11 protein-coding genes are annotated in these 14,812 nt (G+C 66.2%); 6 read left to right on the top strand and 5 right to left on the bottom strand.

Features of this window, described 5'->3' with window-relative positions:
* Positions 1-38 precede the first annotated feature (38 nt).
* The 5 genes from trsM to BLS55_RS06650 form a co-directional block, all read right to left on the bottom strand.
* Positions 39-842: a DVU_1556 family methyltransferase gene (gene trsM, locus BLS55_RS06670; protein WP_092153629.1), complete on the bottom strand. Its 804-nt coding sequence runs from the start codon at positions 840-842 to the stop codon at positions 39-41.
* Positions 839-1,057, bottom strand: coding sequence for a DVU_1557 family redox protein (locus BLS55_RS06665; protein ID WP_092153628.1), 219 nt, complete (start codon positions 1,055-1,057; stop codon positions 839-841). The genes trsM and BLS55_RS06665 overlap by 4 nt, the downstream gene beginning before the upstream one ends.
* A complete protein-coding gene (locus tag BLS55_RS06660) occupies positions 1,054-3,447 on the bottom strand; it encodes a pyridine nucleotide-disulfide oxidoreductase/dicluster-binding protein (protein WP_257243160.1) in 2,394 nt (797 codons plus the stop codon). Before BLS55_RS06660 ends, BLS55_RS06665 begins: the two co-directional genes overlap by 4 nt.
* Before the next feature lie 205 nt (positions 3,448-3,652).
* Complete coding sequence (locus BLS55_RS06655) at positions 3,653-6,379, bottom strand: molybdopterin-dependent aldehyde oxidoreductase (protein ID WP_092153626.1); 2,727 nt, start codon at positions 6,377-6,379, stop codon at positions 3,653-3,655.
* 365 nt (positions 6,380-6,744) lie between these two features.
* Complete coding sequence (locus BLS55_RS06650; protein ID WP_257243159.1) at positions 6,745-7,770, bottom strand: molybdopterin-binding protein; 1,026 nt, start codon at positions 7,768-7,770, stop codon at positions 6,745-6,747.
* A 475-nt stretch (positions 7,771-8,245) separates the two neighbouring features.
* Here BLS55_RS06650 and BLS55_RS06645 point away from each other — a divergent pair, with 475 nt between their 5' ends.
* The 6 genes from BLS55_RS06645 to BLS55_RS06620 all read left to right on the top strand — a co-directional run bounded on the left by BLS55_RS06645 (position 8,246) and on the right by BLS55_RS06620 (position 14,317).
* Positions 8,246-8,638, top strand: coding sequence for a DVU3141 family protein (locus BLS55_RS06645; RefSeq protein ID WP_092153622.1), 393 nt, complete (start codon positions 8,246-8,248; stop codon positions 8,636-8,638).
* A 540-nt stretch (positions 8,639-9,178) separates the two neighbouring features.
* Positions 9,179-10,744, top strand: a complete 1,566-nt coding sequence (locus BLS55_RS06640) for a polysaccharide biosynthesis/export family protein (RefSeq protein ID WP_092153756.1) — start codon at positions 9,179-9,181, stop codon at positions 10,742-10,744.
* 143 nt (positions 10,745-10,887) lie between these two features.
* Positions 10,888-12,219: an HD domain-containing protein gene (locus BLS55_RS06635; RefSeq protein ID WP_092153620.1), complete on the top strand. Its 1,332-nt coding sequence runs from the start codon at positions 10,888-10,890 to the stop codon at positions 12,217-12,219.
* Positions 12,220-12,228: 9 nt separating this feature from the next.
* Positions 12,229-13,284 carry a dual-specificity RNA methyltransferase RlmN gene (gene rlmN / locus BLS55_RS06630; protein WP_092153618.1) on the top strand — a complete coding sequence of 352 codons (1,056 nt, stop codon included), beginning with the start codon at positions 12,229-12,231 and terminating at the stop codon, positions 13,282-13,284.
* 443 nt (positions 13,285-13,727) lie between these two features.
* Entirely contained in the window at positions 13,728-13,982 is a 255-nt protein-coding gene (locus tag BLS55_RS06625; RefSeq protein ID WP_092153616.1) for a type II toxin-antitoxin system HicA family toxin, read from the top strand.
* Entirely contained in the window at positions 13,979-14,317 is a 339-nt protein-coding gene (locus BLS55_RS06620) for a type II toxin-antitoxin system HicB family antitoxin (RefSeq protein WP_092153615.1), read from the top strand. Before BLS55_RS06625 ends, BLS55_RS06620 begins: the two co-directional genes overlap by 4 nt.
* Positions 14,318-14,812: the final 495 nt, after the last annotated feature.

The following is a 14,812-nucleotide window of genomic DNA, read 5'->3' as shown; positions in this document are numbered from 1 at the left end:
GCACCGGGGTGGCACGCCGCGGCCCGGATCCAGACTGTTTACACGCCCCGCCGTTCGGCCGGGGCGTCCTTGCGGGCAATCCACAGGCCGTAGCCCAGGGGTCCGGCGGCCGGGCCCGACGCGCCGCAGGCGCAGGATCGCGGGGCCGCGCCGTACCAGGCCAGCCGGGCCGCCAGCTCCGCCAGGGCGCGGCAGTGGTCCTCATACACTTCCACCCGCAGCCCGGCCGCCGCGAGCATGGCCTGCCAGACGCCTGCCGGTCGGGCCCCCGCGCGGCAGGAGCGGGGGGCAGCAGCGGCAGGACGCGGCCCCGCGCTTGCGGCGGCCTGCGCCGCACCGGCGACCGCCACGGCGTTTTCTCCAACACGCGAACTGAAGTCCGGCCCGCAGCCTGGCCCGGCATCGGGGGCCGGCTGCGCCGCACCGTTGCGCACGGTCAGATCGCTCAGGAGCAGCAGGCCGCCGGGGCGCAGCAGGCGCGTCCAGGCGCGCAGGGCCGCGGCGGGGTCCGGCAGCAGAGAGAGCACGCATTCGCAGAGCACGGCGTCCAGCACGGCGGCCGCCAGCGGAGGGCGGGCCGCGTCGGCCAGGAACAGGCGGCCCGTGGCCGCAGCCCCGGGCTGGGGCGTGCGGTCCAGGCCCCAGGCCCGGTAGCCTTCGCGCAGCAAAAGCCGCAGGCTCGCGCCTTGGCCGCAGCCCAGGTCCAGCACCAGCGCGCCGGGCGCAAGGCCGCAGCGCGTGCGGCAGAGGGCAAGCCCCCGCCGGGTGAGCGCCTCCCCGCCGGGCCGCCAGGCCCCCTCCGTGACGCGACGAAAATCCTCGCGCTCCCACAGGGCGCTCATTTGTCTTCCAGCAGGGCTTCCACTTCCAGCATTTTGCCCTGGGCCAGGGACTTGGGAATCATGGTCAGCCCGCACTGAGGGCAACGCGGCAGCACCACGTCAAAGGCGCTGTTGAGATAGAAGACGGAAACCTTGCTCTGCTCCAGGGGCAGGTTGCAGCGGCCACAGACCCACTCCCCGCCGTCCGGGCCGTAATTGAGATCCGCCATGCTCATGACTGTCCTCCCCGGCTGCCGTCCGTGCAGCACTGGTGCCGGTTGATGACCTCCGCCGCTTCCTGGCCGCCGGAGCCGGGCACCGCCATGCGGTGGCACCAGGCGTCGTGCAGCGCAAAGCCCTCCCCTTCGGGCGTGTATTCCACCCAGAAGGTCACCTGCCTGGGCCGCCAGGAACCGAGCCAATGGCCGTTTTCCAGATTTTTAAAGCGGTGACCGCTGGCCTCGGCTCCGGCCACGGCGGCCTCCACGTCCTCAAGCAGAATGTGGCGGGCCTCCAGCCGGGCCAGCAGTTCCGGCCCCACCCGCACCTTGCCCTCCGGCGGCCGGGCCGCCGCCTCGCCCCGATAGTCGTGCAGCAGACGCCGCCGCAATGCGGCGCGGTTGGCCCGCCGGGCAGAGAGGCCGGGGCCGCTCCGCCCGCCGGAAGGTTCAGCCAGATCGGGAAAAAGCAGGTCCAGCAGGTGCCAGCATTCCTTGCCGCCGGCGGCCAGCCTGTCCCGGCACATGATGCAGGAGGCCAGCCCGGCATGGGGCAGCTCCGCCGCGCGGTGGGCGCTCATGGCGTCCGCCGTGTCGGGCTGGGCGCACCAGACCAGGCCGCCGTAGCCGCAGCAGGCCGTGGCCGGGCCGGAAAGGCGCGGCTCCTCCAGGGTTACGCCCGCTTTGCGGGCCAGACTACGCACGGCCGCAAGCCAGGCCGCGTCGTGCCGGGCCGTGCAGGGATCCTGCACGGAAAGGACGGCGGGCAGATCCGGCGGCAGCGGCCCGGAAGCGGGCAGGTCCAGCCCGTCCAGCACTTCCCACACGGATACGGCCCGCGCTTCGGGCAGCACCTCGCGCAGCACCACAAGACAGGAGGAACAGGCCGCCATAAGGCGCGGCCTGCCCAGGCTTTCCCAGGAAGCGCGCAGGCCCGCCGCGTGTTCCCGGTACAGTTTCGTCCGCCCTGCCCAGCGGGCCGGGACGCCGCAGCAGGAGAGCATGAGCCCCAGCCCCGGCGTGGGGCCGGAGGCCAGCGCCATCTTCAGGCGCGCATAAAGGGCGGCCACCTGCTCCCCGCGCGAGGCCGCCAGCTGGCAGCCGGGAAAAAGCGCCCAGGCCGGGGCCGCGCCCTGAGGCAGGGAGGTATCCGGCAGGGTCAGGGCGCATTCTGGCCCTGAGGCGTTTTCCATGTCCTCCAGCGCAAATTCGTGGGCCGAAGGCGGCATGAAGCCGCGCTCCACCATGTCCTCACGGGCGGCCAGGCACATTTCGGCCATGGAGAAATTTTCCGGGCAGAGCTCCTCACACTGGCCGCAGAGGGCGCAACCGTTGATCATGGCGTTGGCCGTGTGCAGGCCTTTGACAATGGAGGCGTTGTTGTGCGCCTGGCGGGCGTAGACGCGCGGATAGCCCTTGTACTTCTGCAGATAGACGCACTCTTTGACGCAGATCAGACACTGGCACTGCAGGCAGCGCGCGGCCTCCCGCGCGGCTTCTTCCGCCGTGTGGACGACGCCTGCGGGCTCTTGCCGCGGGAGGGGCGCGATGCCCGCCACGTCCGTATGCAGCGGGCCCTGCGCTTTTTCCCGCGCGGCCGTGAGGGAAACGCCGCTTACCAGGCGCTCCAGGGTCTGGGCCGCCCGGCGGCCCTGCCCGGCCTGGGCCGAGGGCGAGGCGTAGGCGTGGCCGGTGGGCGTGCGCTCCTTCCAGCCCGCACAGCAGATGTTGTCGCGCCAGAGCAGGGTCTCCGCGTCCACGGCTTCCCAGGCCGGGACCAGATCGGGCGCGGCGTCCGCATCCAGCAGCAGGCCGTCGTACTCGGCGGCCAGGCGCGCCGTAAGGGTCGCGTCCAGGGCAACGGCCTCAAACCGCACTTTCTGCCGCAGCAGCACGGCCATGTCTTCCGCCAGAAAGTCCTTGCCCAGGCCCACTTCCGCCAGCACGGGATAGGCGGCCAGCAGAGCGGCCTCAGGCGCGCCCGCATGGCAGACCGTGACCGGATAGCCCTTGCGCGAAAGATCCCAGGCCGCCGTAAGCCCGGCCAGGCCCGCGCCCGCCACGGCCAGGCGCTTTTTTTTGGGCGGCATGGGCAGCGGGCGGCTCTGCGGCCCGGCCGCGAGCATACAGGAAAGCTCCAGCCCGTGCATGGCCAGACTGCCGCCCAGGTCGCGGCGCAGGCAGACTTCCTCGCAGGGATGGTCGCAGAGCCGGGCCAGCACGCCCGGCAGGGGCAGGTGCCGCTCCAGCAGTTTGCGGGCCTCGCCCGCGCGGCCGGCCGCCATGTGGGTCATGAAGGCGCGCACGTCCAGGTCAAAGGGGCAGGCCGCCCGGCAGCGCGGCGGACTTTCCTGGGTGCAGCGGGCTTCCATTTCGTGCAAATGCTTCTGATCCATCATGGCGGACACTCGCTTGAAAAAGGGGAAAAATGTGGGGGAAGCAGCGCCCGATACTGAAAGCGCCCCCTCCCCCACACGGCATCCAATGTAAAAAACACGTTCCTTCGCCTGCGGCGTCGTGAGGGCGCCGCGTGCGCCGACAGGTTCACGGCGTCCGGGGAGGGAGCCCGCAAAGGCCCCTCCCCATTGCCTTCAGACGTACCGGAAGCCTACCTTACTTGGGCATGGCCTCCAAGACCTTTTCGGGCCGCGCCGGCAGGTGCCGCACGCGCGCGCCGCAGGCGTTGTAGATGGCGTTGATGATGGCCGGATGCGGCGCGGTAAGGGGCATCTCGCCCACGCCGGAAGCGCCGAAGGGGCCGTCCTTGCGCGGGGTCTGCACATAGACGATTTCCATGTCGTCCGGCACCATCTTGATGGAAGGCACGCCCGCGCCCGCCAGGGTGCTGTGCTTCTTGATGTCCTCATAGTCCTCGGAGAGGGCCAGGCCCACGCCCTGGGCAAGACCGCCGTAGATCTGGCCGTCCACGATGAGCTTGTTGCAGAGCGTGCCGATGTCGGCCACGCAGACGAGCTTTTCCACCGCGGTTTTGCCGGTGGCCACTTCCACGGCCACTTCGGCCAGGAACAGGCCGTACATGTAGCAGGCGAAAGGTTCGCCCTGGCCTTTGCCGTCGCAGTCCTTGGCCGGGGCGGTCCACTTGCCGTCATAGTGCACGGGGCGGCCTTCGGCCTTCATTTCCGCATAGGTGAAGAAGCCGCCGCCGCCGGGTTTGCGCATGCCCTCCAGGAGCATCTCGCAGGCCACGCGGGTGGCGTTGCCCGTGACCACCTGCGACCGCGAACCGCCGGCCGGGCCGGAGTTGGGGGTCTTGCTGGTGTCGTTCATGACCAGATGGATCTGGTCCGGGGTAAGGCCCAGGGGCCGCAGGGCTTCGTGGGCCGTTCCCAGGGTGCCGGAATCCGCGCCCTGGCCGTGGTCCTCCCAGGAGTTGCCTACGGTCACCGTGCCGTCTGCGTTAAGCTCCGCCCAGGCTTCGGAGGTGTCCGGGCCGTCCAGGCCCGCGCCGTACACGCCCAGGGCCACGCCCACGCCGCGTTTGACCGCAGCAGTGGAGTTGGCCTTGACGCGCTTTTTGGCTTCCTCGTAGTAGGGGCGCATTTTCTTGAACATTTCGGGCAGGCTCATGACCTCAGGCACCTGGCCGGAGGGGTTGGTGTCCCCTTCCCGGTAGCAGTTGAGCTCGCGCAGGTCGAAGGGGTCCATGCCCAGCTTTTCGGCCAGCTCGTCCATGAGCACTTCAGAGGGGAATTCGGATTCCGGCGCGCCGTAGCCGCGGAAGGCCGCGCCCCAGCAGTGGTTGGTGGCCACGGTGCGGCCCTGACCGCGGATGTTGGCGATGCCGTAGCCCGCACCGATGTACTGGGCCCCGCGCAGGGTGAGCAGGTCGCCAAATTCGGAGTAGGGACCGTGGTCCACGGTCCAGTCCGTTTCCATGGCCAGGATCTTGCCCTGCTTGTTGGCGGCCATGCGCACGGTGGTCCAGAAGGGCGAGCGCTTGCCCGTATACCACTGCTGCTGCTCATAGTTGTAGTGCAGGTGGCAGGGGCGGCCCGTGGCCATGACAGCCACGCCCAGCAGGGCTTCCATGGTGGGGCTGAACTTGTAGCCGAAGGTGCCGCCCGTGGTGTTCTGCACCAGGACCAGATCCTTGGGGAATTCCAGGCCCAGGCCGGGGGCGATCATCATGGCGTGCAGGTGGATGGCCACGGACTTGGAGTGGATGACCACCTGGCCTTTGTCGTTGATGTAGCCGTAGCCCACGTCGGGCTCGATGGGCAGGTGGGGCTGGCGCTGGGTGTAGTATTCGCCCTCGGCCACCACGTTGCCGGAATCCTTGAAGAAGGGGGCCGTATCCGCGCCTTTTTCCTCAAACTGGTCGTAGTAAATGTTGGGGGTGCCGGGGTGGATCTCAATGGCGTCCGGGGCCATGGCTTCGGGGGCGCTCATGTATTCGGGCAGCAGCTCCAGGTCAAACTTGACCTTTTCGGCCGCGGCGCGGGCATGGGCCTCGGTATCGGCGCAGACGATGGCCAGGGCGTCGCCGTACTGGAAGATCTTGGTGTCGTTAAGGATGGGCCGTTCCCAGCCGTCGCCCTTGTTGGTGGGGAAGGTGATGAGGCCCGTGATGCGGTTTTTGCCCTTCACGTCCTTATGGGTCAGCACCTTGAAGACGCCGGGCATTTTTTCGGCCTCGGAGGTGTCAATGCCCTTGATGTTGGCGTGGGAGACCTTGGCCTGGGCCAGGGCCAGGTGCAGGGTGTCCGCCGGCAGGCGGTAGGCGGCGTCCGCGCCGAATTCCGCAGTGCCCGTCACCTTGGCCACGGCGCTGGGCCGGGGGATGGTGGAGCCCCAGATGCGGCCGTCCGCCGGCATCTTGAAGGTGATGTCCTCCACGGTCTTTTCGCCGCGCATAATGGCGGCGGCGTCCATAACGGCGTCCACCAGGGGCTTGTAGCCCGTGCAGCGGCAGATGTTGTGGTGCTTCTGGAACCAGTCGCGCACATCCTCGCGGCTGGGGTTGGGGTTCGCGTCCAGAAGGCCCTTGGCGGAAACGATGAAGCCCGGCGTGCAGAAGCCGCACTGCGCCGCGCCGTGGTAGATCCACGACTGCTGCAGCGGGTGCAGGCAGGAAGGCGTGCCGATGCCCTCCAGCGTGGTAACGGCGGCGTTTTCCGGCACGCGGCTCATCTTGGTGATGCAGGCGCGCGCCACCTTGCCGTCCAGAATGACGGAGCAGGCGCCACACTGGCCTTTGCCGCAGCCCACCTTCACGCTGGTGATCTGCAGCTGCCCGCGCAGCACATCCGCCAGCGTGTCTTCAGGGTTGATCAGCAGCCTGCGGGGGATGCCGTTAATAACAAGCGTTTTTGTCTCCATGCGCGACTCCTTGGGATTAAACCTGTGAAGGGTATGCCGGCGCGGCCGTGCCGCGCTCGGGGCCGTTGCCTGCCCCTCTTCCGCCGTCCGCGACGACGGAAATCCTGTTGCGGCGGCGCACAGTGCGCCGCTTGCCGCGAGAAGCCGCCTGCGCCCCGCACAGCCGCGAAGCCTGGCGGCGGGCCCTCCCGCGCCGAGGGCGATTCCTGACGAAATCGCTCTCATATTGATACCAGCACGCCTACGCCATGGCGTGCGCCCCTTGCGGGGCCCGGACGCGCGGACGCTTGCGGCCCGCGCGTTTTCCCCTGCCGCGCATTGGGGCGCAGCACGGGGGCCGACTGTCCTTGCCAGGGCTGTGCGCCCTACTTGCCAAAAGGACAGACGGGGTAATGGCATTCCGGGCACTGGGAACAGAAGCCCCCGTGCCCCAGGGCCGCCACGTCGGCGGCCGTGACCGTAAGCCCCGCCAGAAGGCGCGGCACGATGAGATCAAAAATACTGGCCCGGTGGTACATGACGCAGCCGGGCAGCCCCAGCACGGGCACCCGCCCGGCAGCCCCGGCGGCGTAGCCCAGCAGGAACATGGCCCCCGGATAGACGGGCGCGCCGTAGCTCGCCACCTCCACCCCCGCAGCGCGGATGGCGCTGGGCGTGCGGTCGTCCGGGTCCACGGACATGCCGCCCGTGACCACAATGAGATCCGCCCCCTGCTGGAGATAATCCGCAATGGCCCCGGCGGTCATGGGCACTTCGTCGCTGGTGAGGGTCTGGCCCATGACGGCGCTGCCCAGGGCCGCGAACTTCTTGCGCAGCACAGGGCCGAAGGCGTCCTGGATGCGGCCGTAGTACACCTCGCTGCCCGTGGTGACGATGCCCACCCTGGCCCGGCGCAGGGGCAGCACCTCAATGATGGGGGCCTGCACCAGGGCTTCCAGACGGCGGAGCTTTTCGTCCTCAATAAGCAGCGGCACCACCCGCGTGCCCGCCACGGCGCGCCCCTTGCGTACCCACTGCAGGCTGTGGATGGTGGCCACGGAAATTTCGCCCAGAGAATTGACGCTGTTGAGCGTGGGCACGTCAATGCGCAACAGCCCGTCACAGGCGGCCGCAAGATCTATGCGGCCCTCGTGCGGCTCGGCGGCGGCAAGGTTTTTTCCGGCCACCACGCGCACAATGCGGGCCGCGGCGTCGTTTTCATGCACCATGCCCGGCAGGGCCTCAAAAACGTACAAGTGCTCCTTGCCCACATTGAGCAGAACCTCGATATCCTCCGGACGCACCACATGGCCTTTGCGGAAGACGGGGCCCTTCTCCTTCCCCGGCACAATGCGAGTAATATCGTGGCACAACACACTGCCCACGGCGTCCTGCACGTGGATGGTTTTCATGGACGGTTTCGGCATATTTTCTCCGATTCTGCTGTGGAGATTGTGCGGATAATAGCATGCTCGCAATAAAATGCAAAATAAAATGCGGGTTTTATAAAGTGTGGACACGATAAGATCACGGTTTTAAAAAAAATCGGTCACAAATTTCCCCCTTTTTACAAAAAGCGTGATTATCGTGTCGCCCCCGGCAGCCCGCCCGGCGCGCGGCCATTGACAGCCGGGGGCTTCTCTGCCAAGGGGAAGAGGAGAAAACAAAGGCCCCGGCAGGTTTTCCGGCGCGGCTGGCGCGCGGCAACGGCCCGCGGCCGGGGGCCGCGCGTTTTTTGCGGCGGCCCCTGGCGGCTGCGTGAGCAGACGCCAGCTGTGGAGGCGTAAACGCAATGTATTTGCGTTGTTACGCGCCGAAACGAGCGTGCCGCAAACTTTGAGCATGCATATTCTCAAAGTTAATCTGCTATAGTGGAGGAAACGGTTCATGAAAAAATTGCCTGCGCACACGGTGGCCCCGGCCCTGCATCTGGGCGGCCGCGTTCGGCTGTCGGCCCTGCTGGCGGCGCTGACGGCCCTGGCCCTGTACGGCTGCGGTTTCGGCAGCGCGCCGGAGCAGCCGGAAACCCCGCCCGGACCGGTGATGGCCTATATGATCGGCGCGGCCCCAGGGGCCAGCACCACGCTGGACGACCCTGAATTCGGCAAAAACGTGCGCCTGAGCATGGGCGAGAGCTTTATTTCGGCCAAGGGCGAAGAATGCAAGCGCGGCACGGCGCTTTCCGGCCAGCGCGAGGCTGAGGTGGTGGTCATCTGCCGCGACGCGCAGGGGCGCTGGAGCATGGCGCCGAGGGTATGGGGGGCCGGCCTCTCCCAATAGCGCGGCGCGGGCGTCTTTTGCCCTCTGGCGGCGTCAGAAATCGGATTCGGACCGGGCCTGTACCAAGGCGTACTATGCCCGTCCCGAATCCGTTTTCTTCCTTGCCAGAGAACAAAATCCATCCCGCGCCGGGGGCAAGGAGACGCCCGCGCCGGGGGCAGGGCCGACGCCGGAACGTGCGAAGGGGACGCTTCCCCCGACAACAGGGCAGACGCCGGACCGGCCGAAGTGAAAGCCGCCCCCCGACAACGGGGCACAAGACACCCGCGCCGGGGCAGGGCCGACATCAGGCCAGTCATCCTACAAGCAGAAAATTGCGTGCGGCCACGGCCCTTCCGCCGGGCAGAAAGCCAACGCCGGAGCCGCCCCCGCCGCAGTGCAGGTCTTCCGCCGGGAGCCCCCTTTTCCCCCTGGCAAAATCCGGCAAAGAAGATTATGAATCAGACGCGCGGCAAACGGTTGTCGCGCGTTTTTCGCGGCGTCACGCCCGGCACCTTCTGGGGGCCATGCAAGCCCATAATCCATTGCATTGTAAGCGCCATGTCCCATAAACTTTGTTCCGTCCTGCTGGCGGCCCTGTGGCTCCTCGCTCTGGTCGGCCCCCTCCGCGCGGCCGACGCGCCCCAGCCCTATGCCGCCAACCTGTTTCAGGGGCATTTTTCCCAGGCCAAGGAGTCCAAGGACGCCACCGTCATCATGCCCGGCGACCGCGTGGTGCTGCGCCTCTGGGGCGGCGACCTCACCGTGGACCAGACCTTGACGGTGGCCGACGACGGCCACCTGGACGTGCCCCAGGTGGGGGCCATCCCCGTGGCGGGCCTGGGCTACGACAAGCTGGCCGAGGCTCTGCGCAGCAAGCTGGCGGCCTCCGGCCGCACCGCAGTGCAGATCTATGCCGCCCCCCTGGACGCCCGGCCCGTGGCCGTGTTCGTCACCGGCGGCGTGCAGCGCCCCGGCCGCTACACCGGCACGCCCGGCGACCCGCTGCTGAGCTTTCTGGACAAGGCCGGCGGCCTGGACCCCGTGCGCGGCAGCTACCGCGACATCCGCCTGGTGCGCAACGGCGCTACAGTGGCCACGCTGGACCTCTACCCCTTTGCCCGCAAGGGCGTACTGCCCGCCGTGCGCGTGCAGGAAGGCGACACCCTGGTGGTGGGCGACAAAGGCCCCAGCGTGGCGGCCGTGGGGGCCGTGCGCAACGCGGCGCTTTTTGAATTTCCCAAGGGCAAGGCCACGGGCGCGGCCCTCATGGAGCTGGCCGAGCCCCAGGGCAGCGCCTCGCACATCGCCCTTTCCGGCACGCGCAACGGCGCGCCCTACAGCACCTACCTGCCCATCCGCGAGCTGCGCAGCCTGAAGCTGGAAGACGGCGACCAGGTGCAGTTTATTGCCGACGCCCCGGGCAACACCATCATGGTGGAGGTGCAGGGGGCCGTGCGCGGGGCCTCGCGCTTCCCCGTGCGGCGGGGCGCGCGCCTGGCGGAGGTAAAGAACTTCATTGCCGTGGAGCCGGGCCGGGCCAACCTTGACGCCATGTACATCAAGCGCAAAAGCGTGGCCGCCCGGCAAAAGAAGGCCATTGCCGATTCCCTGCGCCGCCTGGAAGAAACGGCCCTCACCGCTTCCTCCTCCAGCACGGACGAAGCGCAGATCCGCGCCAAGGAGGCCGAAATGGTCTCCAAATTTGTGGAGCGCGCCAAAGCCGTGGAGCCCGAAGGCGTGGTGGTGCTGGACGGCGGGCCGGACAAGGCCGACCTTACCCTGGAGGACGGCGACGTCATCGTCATCCCCACCAAGAGCGACGTGGTGCTGGTGAGCGGCGAGGTTATGATGCCCCAGGCCCTGCTCTGGAGCAAAAAGAAGGACGCGGCGGACTACATCAAAGGCGCGGGCGGCTACACCAACCGGGCCGACCGCGACAAGGCGCTGGTGCTGCACCAGAACGGCGCAGTAACCCAGGACGACGACGATATCCGCCCCGGCGATCAGATCATGGTCCTGCCCAAGGTGGAATCCAAGAGCATGCAGGCCGTCAAGGATATTTCGCAGGTCATCATGCAGGTGGTGGTTTCCGCCAGGATGCTTCTGGGCATGCCCTCGCTGTAGGGGCCTGCAGCCGCATCTTCCGGATGCCATCCGGGCCTGAAAAGCCGGACGCGCCCTGGCCAACGGCGCGTCCGGCTTGACGTTCCCGCCTTCCGGCGGGCATAGTGGGGGACGTCTGTTCCTATTTTCGCAAGGAGATTTCCATGCACCAAGCCCTCAAGGACGCCATAACCATTTGCAAAACCCTCTTGCGCAACGGCTATGACGCGCACGTGATCAACGCCCCCCTGCAGGAGCACCTGCTGCGCCAGGGCGGGGCCCCGGCTGTGGACATCGCCTGTGAACCGGACCTGGACACCCTGGTGCGCCTCTTCCCCGCGGCCGTGCCCGAACGGGAAAAACGCGCCCTGGCCGTTATGGAGCAGGACGGCGTCACCTACCGCTTCTACCCCCTGGAGGTTGCCGCCGCCGGGCACCCGGAGCTCTCCCTGCTGCGCGTCACGCCCACCATGATCGAACGCATGAGCCGGGAAGAAAAACTCGACCTGCGCCTCACGGGCTTCGGCAGCCCTGAAGCCTCCGGCGACGCCTACGCGGGCTTCGCGGACCTCAAAGGCGGGGCCATCCGCCTCACGGGCCTGCCGGACGAAACCCTGCGCCACGACTACCTGCTGGCCGTGCGCGCCCTGCGCTTCGCCGCCAATTTTGATCTGCCCATTGAGCCCAACACCTGGCTGGCCATTGTGCGGGCTTCCGCCCGCGTGCTGGACTATGTGCCCGCTACGGACATCATGGACGAATGGCGCAAGGTGGCCGCCGAATCCATGTACCGCTTCGTGCGCCTGCTCTACGAGGCCCACATCCTCCAGGGGCTTATTCCTGAGGTGGCCGCCCTCTCCTGCCTTACCCAGATGCGCAACAAGGAAGGGGATACGGAAAACGTCTTTGAGCACACCCTGGCCTGCATGCGCCACTACCCCGAAGAAGATTTCCACTACGACTGGCTGGGCACCATGGCCATGCTCTTCCACGACGTGGGCAAACTCTACACCGGCGAATTTTTCGACGGCCAGTGGACCTACTACCAGCACCACCGCGTGGGGGCCAAAGTCACCCGCAAAATCCTGCGCCGTCTGCACTTCGCCCAGGAGGACATTGACCTGCTCTGCCACCTGGTGCGCCACCACATGCGCTTCCACTTCATGATGACGGACAGGGGCATCCGCCGCTTCAAAGCCCTGGACGAATACCCCCGGCTCATCGCCATGGCCCGGGCGGACCTCAAGGCCCGCGACGGCATCCTCACCTCCTTCAACCACAATATGAAGTACCTGGACCGGGCCGAAACCCCGGAACAGATGCTGGAGCCCCTGCTCAACGGCAATGAAATCATGAACGAAACCAGGCTGGCCCCCGGCCCCCTGGTGGGCGTCATCCGCGACGCCCTGCTCCAGGCTCAGATCGCCGGCGAAGTCACGAACGTGGATTCGGCCGTGCGCTTTGTGCGCGAGTATGCCCGCAAGGCCGTAGGGTAGCGCCGCCCCATGCGCGACATCCTCAACCTGACCCTGCCCGAACTGGAAGCCTGGATGACCACGGAGCTGGGCGAGCCCCGCTTCCGCGCCGTGCAGGTCTGGCAATGGCTGTGGCAGAAAATGGCCCGCAGTTTTGACGCCATGACGGACGTCTCCAAAGCCTGTCGGGAGCGCCTGACCGCCGCGGCCGTCATCGTCTGGCCCACGGTGGACGCCGTGGAACAGAGCGCCGACGGCACCACCAAGTTCCTCCTGCGCCTGGCCGACGGCGCGCAGGTGGAAACCGTGCTCATCCCCTCCGATTCCCGCGAGGGCGCGCGCCGCTGGACCCAATGCCTCTCCTGCCAGGTGGGCTGCGCCATGGGCTGCACCTTCTGCGCCACGGGCCGCATGGGCCTGGAACGCAACATGACCATGGGCGAAATTCTCGGCCAGATCCTGGTGGCCCGCAACTATCTGGGCGACACCCGCCCGGACTGGCCCGTGCTGCGCAACCTGGTCTTTATGGGCATGGGCGAGCCCCTCGGCAACCCGCGCGAAGTGCTGCGCGCCCTCCAAAGCCTCAACCACGACAAAGGCCTCAATTTCTCTCCCCGGCGCATTACCGTCTCCACCTGCGGGGTCGAAAAAGGCCTGCGCGAACTGGGCGAAAGCGGCCTGGCCTACCTGGCCGTCTCTCTGCACGCCCCCACCCAGGAGCTGCGCGCCCGCCTCATGCCCAAGGCCGCCCGCTGGCCCCTGCCGGATTTGCTGGCCGCCCTCAGATCCTACCCCCTCAAAACCCGCGAGCGCATTACCTTTGAATACCTGCTCCTGGGCGGCGTCAATGACGGTCAGGAACACGCCCGCCAGCTGGTCCGCCTGCTGGGCGACCTCAAAGCCAAGCTCAACCTCATCGTCTACAACCCCACCGAAGGTTCCCCTTACGCCGCCCCCAGCCCGGAACGGGTCCTGGCTTTTGAACAATACCTCTGGGACCGCCACATCACCGCCATCATCCGCAAAAGCAAAGGTCAGGACATCAAGGCCGCCTGCGGCCAGCTGAAAACCGCCTGTTCGGAGTAAGGAGCAAAAGCGGGGAAGTTCAGGGGACGCGACAGGCATACCCCTTGGAGAACGCAGCGGCGAGGGACTTGATCAGAATACTCCCGCAATTTTCCAGGAACAATTGCAAGCGAGCCTGCGCAGATTCATTTTAAGGATATTCTCAAAGTTTGGTCACGCCCGTTCCGACGCTCAACAGCGCAGATAAACTGCCCTTACGCTTCACGGCGGGCGTCTGCTCACGCAGCGGTCACGGGGTAATCCTCCCAACATGGGCACTGGCGGCATAACCCCCGCCATGAAGCTCGCACAGGTGTCTTAGGCGCTACTTGTAAGTGCTCCTAAAAATGGGAGGATTACCTTTCTATCCCCCCTACCAGCAGGCACGGGGGCAAGGGAATGCTTGAAGTAAGAAGCCTGATGAACCGCCTTGACTTAATATCACAAAGTAATATCATGTTCACATGAAGCGCAAACATGCCGCTACCCTCACTCAGATTTTTACACGGCCAGTTCCCGGCGGCGTCCGTTGGGCAGATATTGAAGCGCTATTCATTGCTCTGGGGGCTGAAATCAACGCGAGGGAAGGCTCCAGGGTAAGCGTGTTTCTGTTTGGTGAAGTCAAAATCTTCCACCGCCCCCACCCTGCGCCAACCACGGACAAAGGGGCTGTTGCCAGCATCAGGCGCTGGCTGGAAGAACACGGAGTGAAGCCATGAAGAACGTAATGAACATTGAAGGCTATAAGGCCGTTATTGCCTATGACCCGGAAATAGAGATGTTTCGCGGTGAGTTTGTGGGGCTGAACGGCGGCGCGGATTTTTATGCAACAGACCTCCCCGGCTTGCGCCTTGAAGGAACAGCGTCCTTACACGCCTTTCTTGACGAGTGCGCCAAGCATGGTGTTGAACCGCGAAAGCAGAGCCGGGGCAACTTTGCCTTGCGTCTTGATCCAGAAGTATATCACCAGGCCAGTATCGCAGCTGCGGCAGAAGGCAAGTCGCTGAATGCTTTTATTGCCGATACAGTGAAGCAGGCCGTAGCTCAGCAGTAAAATTGAAGGCCGGGTAACCCCGGCCTTCTTCGTTTCATGGCAGGTTGCGGCAAGGGGGGACCATCCTTCGGGGTGGCCTTTTTGTTGGGCGGCCTACATAATCGGACAAAACTGACCTTACCCCATTGCGTTTTTCATGCTATCGTTGCTCATTATGCCATCCTTTCTCCTGTGGGGACTGCTTAGGGCGGTTTATGCGCCAGAAAGTAATGATGATGACATCAAAGACCTGATTAAAACAATCAAGGCAACGCATCCGGCAAGCAATGTCGGCAGCAATATAGTCTAAGCCCGCTTCGGCGTGGTTTGAGACCTTGGGGTTCGTCCGCAAGGCCGCAGCGAGCCAACGGAATGCAACCCTTCGCGGGGTCAGAGAAGTTAAGGCCGCCCACAGAACGTGCTGCCAGCGGCCCCTTTGGCAATTCCTTGCCGAGATGACACGGGAATTTTACTCCAGCCCACACCGGTTGTCTATCTGTCTACACCCCAAGCATC

Source organism: Desulfovibrio legallii (assembly GCF_900102485.1).
Taxonomy (GTDB): Bacteria; Desulfobacterota; Desulfovibrionia; order Desulfovibrionales; family Desulfovibrionaceae; genus Desulfovibrio; species Desulfovibrio legallii_A.
The sequence above is the reverse complement of the archived record's forward strand: the minus strand, read 5'-3'. Positions and strand labels throughout refer to the sequence as shown.